At 73.1% G+C, this 13,607-nt stretch carries 10 protein-coding genes; 6 read left to right on the top strand and 4 right to left on the bottom strand.

What is annotated here, in order from left to right; translation table 11 throughout:
- Nucleotides 1-75: 75 nt before the first annotated feature.
- A complete protein-coding gene (locus ACGF3I_RS17525) occupies nt 76-951 on the top strand; it encodes a phosphatase PAP2 family protein (protein WP_393132875.1) in 876 nt (291 codons plus the stop codon).
- Here the strand turns inward: ACGF3I_RS17525 and ACGF3I_RS17520 are convergent.
- Nucleotides 948-3,941, bottom strand: a complete 2,994-nt coding sequence (locus ACGF3I_RS17520) for a bifunctional [glutamine synthetase] adenylyltransferase/[glutamine synthetase]-adenylyl-L-tyrosine phosphorylase (RefSeq protein ID WP_393132873.1) — start codon at nt 3,939-3,941, stop codon at nt 948-950. The genes ACGF3I_RS17525 and ACGF3I_RS17520 overlap by 4 nt on opposite strands.
- Nucleotides 3,942-4,535: 594 nt before the next feature.
- Here ACGF3I_RS17520 and ACGF3I_RS17515 point away from each other — a divergent pair.
- Nucleotides 4,536-6,623, top strand: a complete 2,088-nt coding sequence (locus tag ACGF3I_RS17515; protein WP_393132871.1) for a PIG-L family deacetylase — start codon at nt 4,536-4,538, stop codon at nt 6,621-6,623.
- 21 nt (nt 6,624-6,644) lie between these two features.
- Here the strand turns inward: ACGF3I_RS17515 and ACGF3I_RS17510 are convergent, their stop codons facing one another.
- Nucleotides 6,645-7,748: an acyltransferase family protein gene (locus ACGF3I_RS17510; RefSeq protein WP_393132869.1), complete on the bottom strand. Its 1,104-nt coding sequence runs from the start codon at nt 7,746-7,748 to the stop codon at nt 6,645-6,647.
- Nucleotides 7,749-7,924: 176 nt separating this feature from the next.
- On the opposite strand from ACGF3I_RS17510, the gene ACGF3I_RS17505 reads away from it, so the two are divergent.
- Genes ACGF3I_RS17505 through ACGF3I_RS17495 form a run of 3 tightly spaced genes read left to right on the top strand, consistent with a single transcriptional unit; the run spans nt 7,925 to nt 11,098 of the window.
- A complete protein-coding gene (locus ACGF3I_RS17505) occupies nt 7,925-8,809 on the top strand; it encodes an alkaline phosphatase family protein (RefSeq protein WP_393132867.1) in 885 nt (294 codons plus the stop codon).
- Nucleotide 8,810: 1 nt separating this feature from the next.
- Entirely contained in the window at nt 8,811-10,076 is a 1,266-nt protein-coding gene (locus ACGF3I_RS17500; protein WP_393132864.1) for an MFS transporter, read from the top strand.
- On the top strand, nt 10,073-11,098 hold the full coding sequence (locus ACGF3I_RS17495) for a TolB family protein (RefSeq protein ID WP_393132862.1): 1,026 nt from the start codon (nt 10,073-10,075) through the stop codon (nt 11,096-11,098). The genes ACGF3I_RS17500 and ACGF3I_RS17495 overlap by 4 nt, the downstream gene beginning before the upstream one ends.
- 13 nt (nt 11,099-11,111) lie before the next feature.
- Here ACGF3I_RS17495 and ACGF3I_RS17490 read toward each other — a convergent pair whose 3' ends face one another.
- Nucleotides 11,112-11,471: a 5-carboxymethyl-2-hydroxymuconate Delta-isomerase gene (locus tag ACGF3I_RS17490; protein WP_393132860.1), complete on the bottom strand. Its 360-nt coding sequence runs from the start codon at nt 11,469-11,471 to the stop codon at nt 11,112-11,114.
- A gap of 109 nt (nt 11,472-11,580) precedes the next feature.
- Nucleotides 11,581-12,198: a CGNR zinc finger domain-containing protein gene (locus ACGF3I_RS17485; RefSeq protein ID WP_393132858.1), complete on the bottom strand. Its 618-nt coding sequence runs from the start codon at nt 12,196-12,198 to the stop codon at nt 11,581-11,583.
- Nucleotides 12,199-12,298: 100 nt separating this feature from the next.
- On the opposite strand from ACGF3I_RS17485, the gene ACGF3I_RS17480 reads away from it, so the two are divergent.
- Nucleotides 12,299-13,567 (top strand): cysteine desulfurase, encoded by a 1,269-nt coding sequence (locus ACGF3I_RS17480; RefSeq protein ID WP_393132856.1) that lies wholly within the window; start codon nt 12,299-12,301, stop codon nt 13,565-13,567.
- Nucleotides 13,568-13,607 lie beyond the last annotated feature (40 nt).

Below are 13,607 nucleotides of genomic sequence, written 5' to 3'. Positions count from 1 at the left end.
GACTAGCGGGTGCGCGGTGGACCCGACCGGAGGATGATCGGCGGGGGGTACGGGCATCTGGCAGACTCTCTTCCTATGGGTGACATGACCGTGAAGACTCTGGAAGGCCGGACGGCCGCTCCGACCAACGAGCCGTCGGCCACACCCTCCGCCACCGAACCGAAACGCAGCGCATGGGCCGCCCGGTTGCGGCGGGTACGCATGCCGCGCCGCCCGCGCATCTGGTTCGAAGTGCTTCTGATCGCGGTGAGTTACTGGGTGTACTCACTGATCCGCAACGCGGTGCCCGAGCAGAAGGCGCAGGCGCTCAAGAACGCCGACTGGATCTGGAGCGTCGAGCACCACCTCGGCATCGCGGTGGAGCAGTCGGTCAACCACGCCGTGAATTCGGTGACATGGCTCATCGTCGGCATGAACTACTACTACGCGACGCTGCACTTCATCATCACCATCAGTGTTCTCGTGTGGCTGTTCCGTAGTCACCCCGGGCGCTATGCCGCGTCACGCCTGGTGCTCTTCGCCACGACGGGCGTGGCCCTCGTCGGCTACTACTTCTTTCCGCTCGCCCCGCCCCGCCTGATGAACGGCGGGGGCTTCATCGACACGGTCCTGGTGCACCACACCTGGGGCTCGATGGCGTCGGGCGACCTGAAGAACATGTCGAACCAGTACGCGGCGATGCCGTCCATGCACATCGGGTGGTCGACCTGGTGCGGCCTGACGATATTCGCCCTCTCCTCCGCGCCCTGGGCCAAGATCCTCGGCCTGCTGTATCCGACGGCCACCCTGGTCGTGATCGTCTCCACGGCCAACCACTTCTGGCTGGACGCGGTGGGCGGGCTGCTGTGCCTCACCTTCGGCGTCCTGGTCTCCCGCACCTGGTACGGCAGCCTCCCGTACCAGCTGCCGAGGCTCGTGGAGTCCAGTCGCCCGGGGGCCGCCGCGCGCTAGAGGTGCGCCCCGTAGAACAGCTCCTCCACGATCCCCCGCGCCCTGCGCGTGAGGCGCCGGTAGTCCTCCAGCATGTCCCCGACGTGCCCCGGCTCGTACCCGAGGTACCGTCCGACCGCGGCCAGCTCTCGGCCGTCGGAGGGGAAGGTGTCCCCGGCCCGGCCGCGCACCAGCATGACCCCGTTGCGCACCCGCGTCGCCAGCACCCACGCCTCGTCCAGTATCGAGGCGTCCTCCGTGCTCACCAGCCCCGCCGCGTGGGCCGCGGCCAGCGCCCGGCGGGTCCGGGTGGTCCGCAGGCCCGGCACCTCCCAGCCGTGCCGCATCTGCATCAGCTGGACCGTCCACTCCACGTCCGACAGGCCGCCGCGGCCCAGCTTGGTGTGCAGGGTCGGATCCGCCCCGCGCGGCATCCGCTCGGACTCCATGCGGGCCTTGAGGCGGCGGATCTCGCGCACCGCGTCCTCGCCGAGACCCTCCGCGGGGTAGCGCAGCGGGTCGATGAGCGCGAGGAAGCGCTCGCCCAGCTCCGCGTCGCCCGCCATCACCTCGGCGCGCAGCAGCGCCTGGCTCTCCCAGACCAGCGACCAGCGCCGGTAGTACGCCTCGTACGACTTCAGGGTGCGCGCCATCGGGCCCGACTTGCCCTCCGGGCGCAGATCCGCGTCGATGATCAACGGCGGGTCCGCGGTGGGGAGTTGGAGCAGCCGGCGCATCTCGGTGACGACCCGGTTGGCGGCCCGGGCCGCCTCCTGCTCGTCGACGCCCGCGCGGGGCTCGTGCACGAACAGGACGTCGGCGTCCGAGCCGTAGCCCAGCTCGCGGCCGCCGAAGCGGCCCATGCCGATGACCGCGAACCGGGTCGGCAGGGTCTCGCCCCACTCGGCCCGTACGGCGGCGCGCAGGGCGCCCGCGATGGTGGCCGCGGTCAGATCGGTGAGCGCGTCGCCGACCCGGTCGACGAGCGCCCCCGGGTCCTCCTCGGCGGGGCTGTCCTCGGTGCCGTACGAGCCGATGATGTCGCCGGCGGTGGTGCGGAACAGCTCGCGGCGGCGCACGCCACGGGCCGCGGCGACCGCGCCCTCGGCGGTCTCGGCGCGGCCGACCGCTGCGAGCACCTCCTGCTCCAGGTGGTCCTGGCCGCGCGGCGTCAGCCCGTCCGGGTCGCCGAGGATGGCGACCGCCTCGGGGGCGCGGAGCAGCAGGTCCGGGGCGAGGCGCCCGGCCGACAGGACCCGGGCCAGGTTCTCGGCGGCGGCGCCCTCGTCGCGCAGCAGCCGCAGGTACCAGGGGGTCTTGCCGAGCGCGTCGGAGACCTTGCGGAAGCCGAGGAGGCCCGCGTCCGGGTCGGCCGAGTCCGCGAACCAGCCGAGCAGCACGGGCAGCAGGGTGCGCTGGATGGCGGCCTTGCGGCTCACGCCGGAGGACAGCGCCTCCAGGTGGCGCAGGGCGGCGGCCGGGTCGGCGTAGCCGAGCGCTTCGAGGCGGTGGGCGGCGGCGCGGGCGCTGAGCCGCGTCTCGCCGGGTGCGAGCTGGGCGACGGCGTCCAGGAGCGGGCGGTAGAAGAGCTTCTCGTGCAGCCGGCGCACGACGGAGGCGTGCCGCTTCCACTCCTTGTTCAGGCTGACCACGGGTTCGGTGCGCAGCCCGAGCGAGCGGCCGAGGCGGCGCAGGTCCGCCTCGTCCTCGGGCACCAGGTGGGTGCGGCGCAGCCGGTAGAGCTGGATGCGGTGCTCCATGGCCCGCAGGAACCGGTACGCCTCGTCCAGCTGAGCGGCGTCCGCGCGGCCCACGTAACCGCCGGCGGCGAGGGCGGCCAGCGCGTCCAGGGTGGTGCCGCTGTGCAGGGTCGCGTCACTGCGTCCGTGCACCAACTGCAGGAGCTGGACGGCGAATTCGACGTCGCGCAGCCCGCCGGGGCCGAGCTTCAGCTCGCGCTCCACCTGGGCGGCGGGGATGTTGTCGACGACCCTGCGCCGCATCTTCTGCACGTCGGCGACGAAGTTGTCCCGCTCGGCGGCCTGCCACACCAGGGGTGAGACGGCCTCCACGTAGGCCCGGCCGAGCTCCGGGTCGCCCGCCACCGGGCGGGCCTTGAGCAGCGCCTGGAACTCCCAGGTCTTGGCCCAGCGCTGGTAGTAGGCGAGGTGGCTGGAGAGGGTGCGCACCAGCGGGCCGTTGCGGCCCTCGGGGCGCAGGTTGGCGTCCACCGGCCAGATGACGCCCTCGACGGTGGTCTCCGAGCAGATCCGCATGAGGTGGGCGGCGAGCCGGCCCGCGGCCTGCATCGCCTTACCCTCCTCGAAGCCGTCGGCCGGCTCGGCCACGAAGATCACGTCGACGTCCGAGACGTAGTTGAGTTCGTGGCCGCCGCACTTGCCCATCGCGATCACCGCGAGCCGGCACTGGGCGGCGTCGGCGGGGGCCTCGGCGCGGGCGATGGCGAGGGCCGCGCGCAGGGTCGCGGTCGCGAGGTCGGCGAGCTCGGCGGCGCTCTCGGCCATGTCGGTGGTGCCGCACACGTCACGGGCCGCTATGGCCAGCAGGCAGCGCCGGTAGGCGATGCGCAGCGACACCGGGTCGGTGGCGTCCGCCAGGCACCGCTCGAACTCGGCGACCCCCGGGTGCAGGTCCGCCGCCTCGTAGGTGACCAGGGCGTGCCAGTCGTGCGGGTGGCGGGCCAGGTGGTCGCCGAGCGCCTCGGACGCGCCGAGCACCCCGAGCAGCCGGTCCCGCAGCGGCTTGGCGCCGATCAGCGTGTCCAGGAGGGTCCGGCGCTCGTCGGCGTCCTGCGCCTCGACGATGCGGACGAGGCCGGCGAGGGCCAGATCGGGGTCGGCGGTGGCGCCGAGCGCGTCCAGCAGCACCGGGTCGGACCGTACGGGTGCGAGCTCGGGCACCTCCAGGAGGCGCTCGGCCGCCGAGGGGTCGGTGAAGCCGTGCCGCACCAGCCGAGTGAAGGTGCTGCTCCTGCGCCCCGGCACGGTCATCTGGCCGCCTCCCGCTTCGTCCGTACACCCGCACGCCCGTCCGGGCGGCTTCCGCGGCCGACCGCCCGGCCAGGCCCCGAATTCCGAGCCTATCCGCACTCCGACCCCCCGGCCCCGCCGAGGGTTGGCGTGCGGCCGGAAGGGGGCGGGCCGAAGCCCTCCGGCACAGACCGGCACCGGCCCCGCCAGGGGCGCGGGGAACTGCGCGAGAAGCGGGCACGGTCCGCAGGCGACCGAGAGGACAGCGGCTCGGGGCACCCCACCCAGCCCGAGCGCAGATCAACCCCCCAGGGGCGCGGGGAACTGCGCGAACAGCGGGGGGCCCGCGCCCCGAACTCTCCTCACCCCACCCCCACTTCACACCACATATGCCGGACTTCTCCCGATATAGCGCCAATTCGGGGTGATCAAGGCCACATGATTTGCCCGGCCGCCCAAATGAACCCGATTATGGGACCTTTCGTCTTCCTTGCCGACCAGGCTCTGACCAGCGCTGATCGAGCCACTCACGACCGGGCCCGGCGCGGACGTGCTCACGCACCCTCCGGCCGCCCAGTCCGCCCGTACCGAAAGACCGCACTCATGATGTCCAGGATGCCGCTGCGCTCCGCGCTGCTCTCCCGCCGTGGCGCCGTCGCCGGCTCCGCGCTCGTCACCGCCCTCGTCCTGGGTGGTGTCTTCGCCGAGTTCGCCCTGTCCGACACCGAGGGCCAGGACGTCCCCGGTCACGCGACCGGCGCCCCGGCATCGGTCGCGTCGGGGCCGGTGCGGCCGGAGACCGGCTCCGTGATGCAGGTCATCGCGCACCCGGACGACGACCTCTTCTTCATGAACCCGGACACCGGCCAGTCGCTCCGCTCGGGCCGCCCCATGACCTCGGTCTACGTCACCGCGGGCGAGGCGGACGGCGTGAACGCCCCGCCGTCGAAGAAGCCCGGCGCACCCAAGCCCCTGGTCGACAAGGCCAAGTACTCCGAGGCCCGCCAGAACGGCATACGCGGGGCCTACGCGCAGATGGCGACCGGCGACCGGGCGAGCGCGTGGACCCGCTCCACCGTGCCCACCGCCGGCGGCGGCACCGCCGAGGTCGACACCCTCGACGCCCGCCCCGACATCCACCTCGTCTGGGTGCAGCTGCGCGAGGCCGGCTCGATCAACGGCAACCAGCCGCACAGCCTGCGCGGCCTGTGGAACGGCCAGGTCACGGCGCTCACCTCGGAGATCGCCTCCGGCAGCCCGGCCAAGCCCTTCACGTACACCAAGGACCAGGTCGTCAAGACGCTGGCCGGTCTGATGGAACGCTTCCGCCCGACCCATGTGCGCACCCTCGACCCGACCCCGGGCAAGGAGGGCAAGCTGCACCGCATCGTGGACCACCAGGACCACATCTACAGCGCCCGCTTCGCGCAGGCCGCCCTCCAGCTGTACGCGAAGTCCGCGAACCACCCGAACTTCAGCGTGCAGACCTACTTCGGCTACAACACCAGCTACCTGCCGCACACCTTCGCCAAGCCGGCCGCCGACGCCAAGGCCGACATCGTCAAGACGTACGCCTGGATGAACCCGAAGGACAACTACTGCGCCAGCGCGGCCGGCTGCGGCGACCGCAAGGTGTCGGTCCGCCCGTACGGCAACGGCTGGGCCCAGTCGGTCCGCTACGCCCGCACCAACTCCACCTCGTGGCTGCAGGCCGGCCGGGACGGGAGCCTGTGGGCGTTCGGCGTGCTCGACCAGCGGCTCGCCGTGTGGCACAAGGCGCCGGGCGCGGACGGCGCCTGGAGCGCGCCCAAGCTGCTGCCCGGCGACGGCATGGACTCCGGCGTGAGCGCGACCCGGCTGCCCGACGGCCGCCTCGCGGTGGTCGGCTCCCGCACCCTGTTCGGCGCGGGGCTCACCGACTACCACCGCGAGGTCGTGGTCTCGGTGCAGTCCGCCCCGGGCGGCTCCTTCGGCCCCTGGCGTTCGCTCGGCTCGCCCGACCACAGCGGCACCGACGGCGTCTTCGACATGTCCACGCCCAGTGCGGCGGTGGACGGCTCCAACAGGCTGTCGGTGTTCGTGCGCGGCGGCGACCGCCGGCTGCACTCCTCGTCCCTGGACGCGGCCGGCGCGTGGACCCCCTGGTCCGCGCACGGCGGCGCCGACATGGCGGGCGACCCGGTGGCCGCCACGGACGGCGCGGGCCGCGTCCACGTCTTCTCCAGCACCCCCAAGACCGTCCTCACCTGGGTGCAGCCCAAGGCCGGCGCCCCGCTGCCGGCCCGCGCCGAGGACACCAAGCTGCCCCCGAACACGACGAGCCTGTCGGCCCGTCCGGAGGGCACCGGGGTGCGGGTCTACTACCGCAAGGTGAACTCGGGCAACGTCCAGAGCGTGCTGTTCACCGGCGCGCGCCCCTCCGCGGTCACCGACCTCGGCGACACCTCCGGTTACGGCACGGTCGGCGCGGCGGGCCCGCTCCTGACCGGCCGCACCGCCTCCGGCGCGCTCGCCACCCTGGAGCCGGACGCCGAGGCCCCGCAGTGGAAGGCCGCGGGCATCCTGTTCACCGGCGCGCCCGCGGCCGTCCTCGACGGGCACGACACCGCCGCCGCGGTGATCGGCCTGGACGGCCGGCTGTACTGGACGCGGACGGCGGGCGCCGACGGCGCCGCCGCGCCGTGGACACCCGCCGGGAACTGACCGGGCCGGGCCCGGCGCCGCTCAGCGCGCCAGGGTCTTCTCCCGCTCCGCGGCGACCGTGGGCACGCCGGGGAGCGCGCCCACCGGCGGCGCGGGCACCAGCCTGCGCGGCATGCGCGGCTCCACCAGGGGCCGCAGCACCGCGCGCGCCGGCGGCGTGGACAGCAGCACGACCACGGCCACCGCGAGCCCGCTGAACACCAGCTGCCCCGCGAATCCCGAGACGCGTACGGCGTGCACGAGCCCGTAGTGCTCGGCCAGGCGGATCAGGATGCCGTGCACCAGGTACGGGTAGAGGGTGGCCGCGCCCAGCGCCGTGATCCACAGCCGGCGGCCCGGCACCAGCGCGAGGAACGACGCCACCAGCAGCGCGCTCACCGCGAACAGGGCCATCCTGAGCAGCAGGTAGCGCATCAGCGACACGTGCAGCACGCCGTGGCCGACGTCCATCGAGAGCCAGTCGTCGCTCGGGGCGGGCGACAGCCGGTAGGCGAGCGCGAAGGCGGCGACGAAGACCGGCACGGCCACCCGCCGCGCCGCCCGGGTGCGCAGCCGCGCGAAGTGCTCCGGCCGCAGCCGCAGGCCCAGCACGAACCAGGGCAGGAACATCAGGACGCGGGGCAGCGCCAGGTCCTCCCCGATCACGGTGGTTCCGGCGGCCAGCGAGATGACGACGGCGATGGGCACCGGGTGGCGCACCGCGTTCCAGATCGGGGTGGTCAGCCGCCAGACGAACAGGGCGATGAGGAACCACAGGAGATAGGTGGGCGACGTCGGCGTGATGGCGAACTCGGCGCCGCGCACCCAGTGGTAGACCAGCGTGTAGAGCGTCTCGAAGATCAGATAGGGCGCCAGCACCCCCGTGAGCAGCCGCCGGATCTGGTCGGGCCGTCCGGTGAAGCTGCGGGAGAAGTAGCCGGAGAGCAGGATGAAGGCCGGCATGTGGAAGCCGTAGACCAGGTTGTGCAGGGCTCTGAGCCCGTGCGTGTGCGGGGAGAACAACTGCTCCCAGCTGTGGCCGAGGGCGACCAGCACGATCAGCAGGAACTTGGCGTTGTCGAAGAACGGGCTGCGGTCAGCGGTGCGGGGGCTGCCGGGGCCGGAGTGAGGGGTGACGCTGATCATTCGATCCAACTTAGGGGATGGAACAGAATTTCGCAGGCACCTCCGTCTCCGGCACGGGACGTTCCCCGGGTCTTCACCCGCTTTCACCTTCCCGGTTGACATGGACACCCCTACTCTCCTGGGTGCACCACCCGGCCGGGTCCCCGCCCGTCGTCCCCCTCACCCCGGAGGTAGCCGTGTCCGGCGAGCCGAAACGCCGCTCCCGCACCGCCCTGTTGTCCGCCCTCGGCCTCGCGGCCGCGTCCGCAGGTCTGTGGGCCGGGCTCGGCGGCACATCAGCCGCGCAGAGCACGGCGAGCGTGCCCACCCCCGACCACGTGGTGGTCGTGGTCTTCGAGAACCACGCCTACAACCAGGTCATCGGCAGCTCCAGCGCCCCGTACATCAACGCGCTGAAGTCCGGCGGCGCGAGCCTGACGGCCTCGTACGCCGAGACGCACCCGAGCCAGCCGAACTACTACGCCCTCTTCTCCGGCTCGACGCAGGGCGTCACCGACGACAGCTGTGTGAAGGTCGGCTTCTCCTCCGCCCCCAACCTCGCCTCCGAACTCATCGCGGCCGGCAAGACGTGGGCGAGCTACAACGAGACGCTGCCCAGCCAGGGCTCCACCAAGTGCACCAGCGGCAAGTACGCGCAGAAGCACAACCCGTGGTTCGGCTTCTCCAACGTGCCGACCTCGTCGGCGTACACCTTCGCCCAGTTCCCCAGCGACTTCACCCGGCTGCCCCAGGTCTCCTTCGTCACCCCGAACCTGTGCAGCGACATGCACGACTGCTCGGTCTCCTCGGGCGACACCTGGCTCAAGAACAACCTGGGGGCCTACGCCACCTGGGCCAAGACCCACAAGAGCCTGCTCGTCATCACCTTCGACGAGGACAACCGGCTGGCCGGCAACAAGATCCCGACGGTCCTGTACGGCCAGCAGGTGACCCCGGGCGCGACCTCCTCGACCACGTACAACCACTACAACCTGCTGCGCACGATCGAGGACATGCACGGCACCGCGCACGCCGGCCAGGCCGCCAACTCCGCCGCCATCACGGGGATCTGGGCCAACTGACGTGTACGTGGCGGACAGTCGCGGCACTCCGGCCGCCCCCGCCGACGCCGCCCGGGCCCCCGGGCGGCGTTCGGCCGTCGCACCCACCGTGTTCGCCCTGGGCACGGTCAGCCTCATCACGGACGTCTCCTCGGAGATGGTCACCGCCGTGCTGCCGCTGTACCTGGTCACGGGCCTCGGCCTGTCCCCGCTCGGCTTCGGCCTGCTCGACGGGGTCTACAACGGGTTCAGCGCGCTGGTCCGGCTCGTCGGCGGCCACCTCGCCGACCGGGGCGGGCGGCACAAGGCGGTCGCGGTGCTGGGCTACGGGGTGTCCGCACTGTGCAAACCCCTGCTCCTGATCGCCGGTTCGCTCCCGGTGATCGGCGCGGTGCTCGCCGCGGACCGCACCGGCAAGGGCCTGCGCACCGCCCCGCGCGACGCCCTCATCTCCCTCGCCTCGGCGCCCGAGTCGCGCGGGCGGGCGTTCGGGGTGCACCGGGCGATGGACACGGCGGGCGCCATGCTCGGCCCGCTCACCGCGTTCCTGATTTTGCGTCAGGCGGCGGACGGCTATGACGCGGTGTTCACCGTGAGCTTCTGCGTGGCGGCCGTCGGCGTGCTCGTGCTCCTCCTCTTCGTCCCCTCCCGCACTCCCCTGGCCCCACCGGTGGAGGGCGCCCCGCGCGCCTCCCTGCGGGCCGCGCTCGCGCTGCTGCGGATCCGGGACGTCCGCCAACTCACGCTCTGCGCCTTCCTGTTGGGGCTCGCGACGGTGAGCGACTCCTTCGTCTACCTGCTCCTCCAGCACCGGCTCGGGGTGCCCGACCGCTGGTTCGCCCTGCTGCCGCTCGGCACGGCCGCCGCCTTCCTGGTCCTGGCCGTCCCGCTGGGGCGGCTCGCCGACCGGGTGGGGCGCCGCCGGGTGTTCCTCGGCGGCCACCTGGCCCTGCTCCTGGCGTACGCCCTGCTCCTGACCGGGTGGCACGGCGCGGCGCTGCCCTTCCTCGTGCTGGCCCTGCACGGCGGGTTCTACGCGGCCACCGACGGCGTCCTGATGGCCGCCGCCGCCGGGTCCGTTCCGGCCGCGCTCCGCTCCTCCGGGCTCGCCCTCCTCCAGACCGCCCAGGCGCTCGCCCGCTTCGCCTGCTCCCTCGCCTTCGGCGCCGCCTGGACGGCGTGGGGCGACCGGACCGCCCTCGGCACGGCAGCCGCCACCCTGACCGTGTGCGCGGCCGTCGCGTTCCTGCTCCGTCCCGTCAACTCCCCCGAGGTGGAACGGCCTTGACCCTGCGCAACAAGATCCTGGTGCTGTGCGCGGCCCTCGCGGTGCTCGCCTCCGTAGCCGCCGCGTCCGTGCTGCACGCGGCGGGCCGGGAGGACCGCAGGAACCAGGTCCAGGACGGCGGGCCCGAGGTGAACTCCGGGACCGTCTCGCTGGCTCCGGGCGGCAGCGCGCGCATCGTGTTCCGCACCATGGCGTGGGGCCCGCACCGAGACGAGCTGGCCACGGTGCCGGCCGCCGACCCGGCGGGTCCGCGCACCGCGTCCGGCGTCCACTGCCTGCGCTTCTACGCGGCGGCCGGCACCGGCATCTGCCTCCAGGCCGAGCGCGGCGCCATGACGGACACCTACCGCGCGGTCGTCCTCGACGCCGGCCTCAGGGAACGCGCCCACTACGCCCTCCCCGGCATCCCGACCCGCGCCAGGGTCTCGCCGAGCGGGCGCTGGGTGGCCTGGACGGTGTTCGTGGGCGGCGACTCGTACGCGGGCACCAACTTCTCCACCCGCACCGCGGTCCTCGACACCCGCACCGGCCGGCTCACCGCGTCCCTGGAGGACTTCACGGCGTACCTGGACGGCAAGGAGCACCACGCCGCCGACACCAACTACTGGGGCGTGACCTTCGCCGCCGACGACCGGCTCTTCTACGCCACGATGGCGACGGGCGGCCACACCCACCTCGTCCGCGGCGACCTCGCGGCGCGCACCGTGACCGCGCTGCACACCAACGTCGAGTGCCCCTCCCTGTCCCCCGACGGCACCCGGATCGTCTACAAGAAGCGGGTCGCCGGGCTGCCCGCGGACGCCCCGTGGCGGCTGTACGCGCTGGACCTGGCGACCGGGCGCGAGACTCCGCTCGCCGAGCCGCGCAGCGTGGACGACCAGGCGGTCTGGCAGGACGACCACACGGTGGTGTACGCCCTGCCCGGCGACTACGGCAGCGACCTGTACACCGTCCCGGCCGACGGCACGGGAAAGCCCCGCCGCCTGCTGACGGCGGGGCTCGCCCCGGCCTACCTGCGCTGACCCGCGCCGGGCGTCACTCCTTGTGGGCGCGGTAGAAGTCCCGCTCGATCTCGCGGGACTCGACCAGGACGTGCAGGCGCCGCCCCTCGGCCCCGCTCACATGCTTGCGGGCGATCTCCAGGACCGTCTCGGTCAGCACCTCGATGGCCCTCGGGGTGCGGCCCGAGGCGATGGCGACCTCGATGAACACGGCGTCGAGATCGTCCTCGGCGGCGCCGAAGTACGACTCCTCGATGCGGCGGAACCGGGTCTTGAAGGCCTCCGTCGAGGCGTTGATCAGCGCGGGCGCCACCTCGTGCACCTCATGAGCGAAGGCCCGCCGGTCGAAGGTGGCGGCGAGCCGCTCGGAGTACTCCACGGTGACGAAAGGCATGTCGATTCCCTTGCTGGGTGGGCGGATTGGCCTGGGGGCGGGGTGACCGGTGGGGCGGGTCGGCCGGTGCTCCGGTAGGCCGATGGGCGGTGCCCGGGCCGGTCGGTGCTCAGGGGGCGGGTCGGCCGGGGGGCGGATCGGCCGGGCTCTTGCGTGAGGCGTAGTGGCGGGCGGCGCGCACGCGGTTGCCGCACTTGGTGGTGCACCAGCGGCGGGCCGCGTGGGAGCGCAGGAACCAGCGGGTGCACCCCTGGGCGCCGCAGGGCGCGAGCCGTCCGGCGTCGGCCCCGGTGAGCAGTTCGGCACCGTCCTCGGCGAGCGCGCCGAGAGCGGCGCCGACCGGGTTCGCGGCGTCGGGCTCGTCGGCGCGGCGCGGTTCACGGCCGCTCCAGTCGAGCCGGGGCGTGGGGGGTGCGGCGGCGAGCGCCGCGTTGACCGTGTCCAGGGCGGCCGCCGGCGGCGCGGTGCCGGCCGCCCGCGCGGCGAAGAGCTCCCGCAGCGCCTCGCGCAGCGCGCGCAGCCGCGCGATGTGACGCCCCGTCAATTTCGTGCGATCCGGCAGCAGTTCGTGACGGACGAGCCAGAGGTGTGCGGCGCCCGGGTCCTCCAGGAGGTCGACCTGGCCATGACTGAGCGCGTACCGGGTGTTCACCAGCGCGAGGCAGAGGAAGCGTTCCTCGCCGGGCACCGGCTGCTGATGGAGGGAGTGGGGCGCGTCATGATCCACGTCCTCATGCTAACGCTTGCCGACAACCGTGAGAACCCTTACCGTCTCCTCACGGCAAATGAAATCATTTCGCGTGAGAGACGACAGGGGCGGGCCGACCATGAACACACCGAAGGACCTAGCAGGAGCCACCCACACGGCGAGCCTGGACGTGGAGCGGATCCGGGCGGACTTCCCGATCCTGGAGCGAACGCTCGACAGCGGGGCGCGCCTCGTCTACCTGGACTCGGGAGCCACGACGCACAAGCCCCTCCCCGTGCTGGACGCGGAGCGGGACTTCTATCTGCGCCACAACGCCGCCGTGCACCGCGGCGCCCACCAGCTCTCGGTGGAGGCGACCGACGCGTACGAGGGGGCGCGCCGCACGATCGCCTCGTTCATCGGCGCGGCCGACGACGAGATCGTCTTCACCAAGAACACGACGGAGGGCATCAACCTGGTCGCGTACGGGCTGGGCCACGCGGGGCGCGTCGGCCCCGGGGACACGATCGTGGTGACCGAGATGGAGCACCACGCGAACCTGGTGCCCTGGCAGCAGCTCGCCGAGCGGACCGGGGCGCGGCTCGCCTGGTTCGGCCTGACCGATGACGGCCGGCTGGACCTGAGCGGCCTGGACGAGCTGGTGGACGAGTCGACCAAGGTGGTCGCCCTGACCCACCAGTCGAACGTGCTCGGCACCCTCAATCCGGTCCGCGCCATTGCCGACCGGGCGCATGCGGTGGGGGCGCTCGTGGTGGTGGACGGCGCCCAGTCGGTGCCCCACCGCCCGGTCGACGTAGGGGAGTTGGGCGCGGACTTCGTCGCCTTCTCGGGCCACAAGATGCTGGGCCCGAGCGGCGTCGGGGTGCTGTGGGGCCGCGCGGCCCTGATGGAGGCGCTGCCGCCGTTCCTGACGGGCGGCTCGATGATCGAGGTGGTGGAGATGGAGCGCTCGACGTTCCTGCCCCCGCCGCAGCGCTTCGAGGCCGGCGTCCCGATGACCGCCCAGGCGGTGGGCCTCGCGGCGGCGGTCGACTACCTCCAGGCCCTCGGCATGCCTGCGGTCGCCGCCCACGAACACCGCCTGACCGAGCTGGCCCTCGGCCTCCTGGGCGAGATCGAGGGCGTACGCGTCATCGGCCCCGCCGACCTCACGGACCGGGGCTCGGCGGTGTCGTTCGTGGTGGACGGCATCCACCCGCACGACGTGGGCCAGATCCTGGACGACCGAGGGGTGGCCGTCCGCACCGGCCACCACTGCGCCCGCCCGCTGTCCCGCCGCTACGCCGTCCCGGCGACGACGCGGGCGAGCTTCTACGTCTACACCACGGAGGCCGAGGTGCACGCGCTGGCCGAGGGCGTACGGGCGGCCCAGCGCTACTTCGCTTGACCCCCGCGCACCCGGGCCGGCACTTGGCCCGCCAACTCCC

It is taken from the genome of Streptomyces sp. NPDC048111 (assembly GCF_043202815.1).
Taxonomy (GTDB): domain Bacteria; phylum Actinomycetota; class Actinomycetes; order Streptomycetales; family Streptomycetaceae; genus Streptomyces.
Note: the sequence above shows the minus strand (reverse complement) of the source record. Positions and strands in the feature narration are given on the sequence as shown.

Bases quoted from the DNA above. Each gene is read 5' to 3' on its own strand.
- ACGF3I_RS17525 (WP_393132875.1), top strand. From the start codon at position 76: ATGGGTGACATGACCGTGAAGACTCTGGAAGGCCGGACGGCCGCTCCG.
- ACGF3I_RS17520 (WP_393132873.1), bottom strand. From the start codon at position 3,941: ATGACCGTGCCGGGGCGCAGGAGCAGCACCTTCACTCGGCTGGTGCGG.
- ACGF3I_RS17515 (WP_393132871.1), top strand. From the start codon at position 4,536: ATGCCGCTGCGCTCCGCGCTGCTCTCCCGCCGTGGCGCCGTCGCCGGC.
- ACGF3I_RS17510 (WP_393132869.1), bottom strand. From the start codon at position 7,748: ATGATCAGCGTCACCCCTCACTCCGGCCCCGGCAGCCCCCGCACCGCT.
- ACGF3I_RS17490 (WP_393132860.1), bottom strand. From the start codon at position 11,471: ATGCCTTTCGTCACCGTGGAGTACTCCGAGCGGCTCGCCGCCACCTTC.
- ACGF3I_RS17480 (WP_393132856.1), top strand. From the start codon at position 12,299: ATGAACACACCGAAGGACCTAGCAGGAGCCACCCACACGGCGAGCCTG.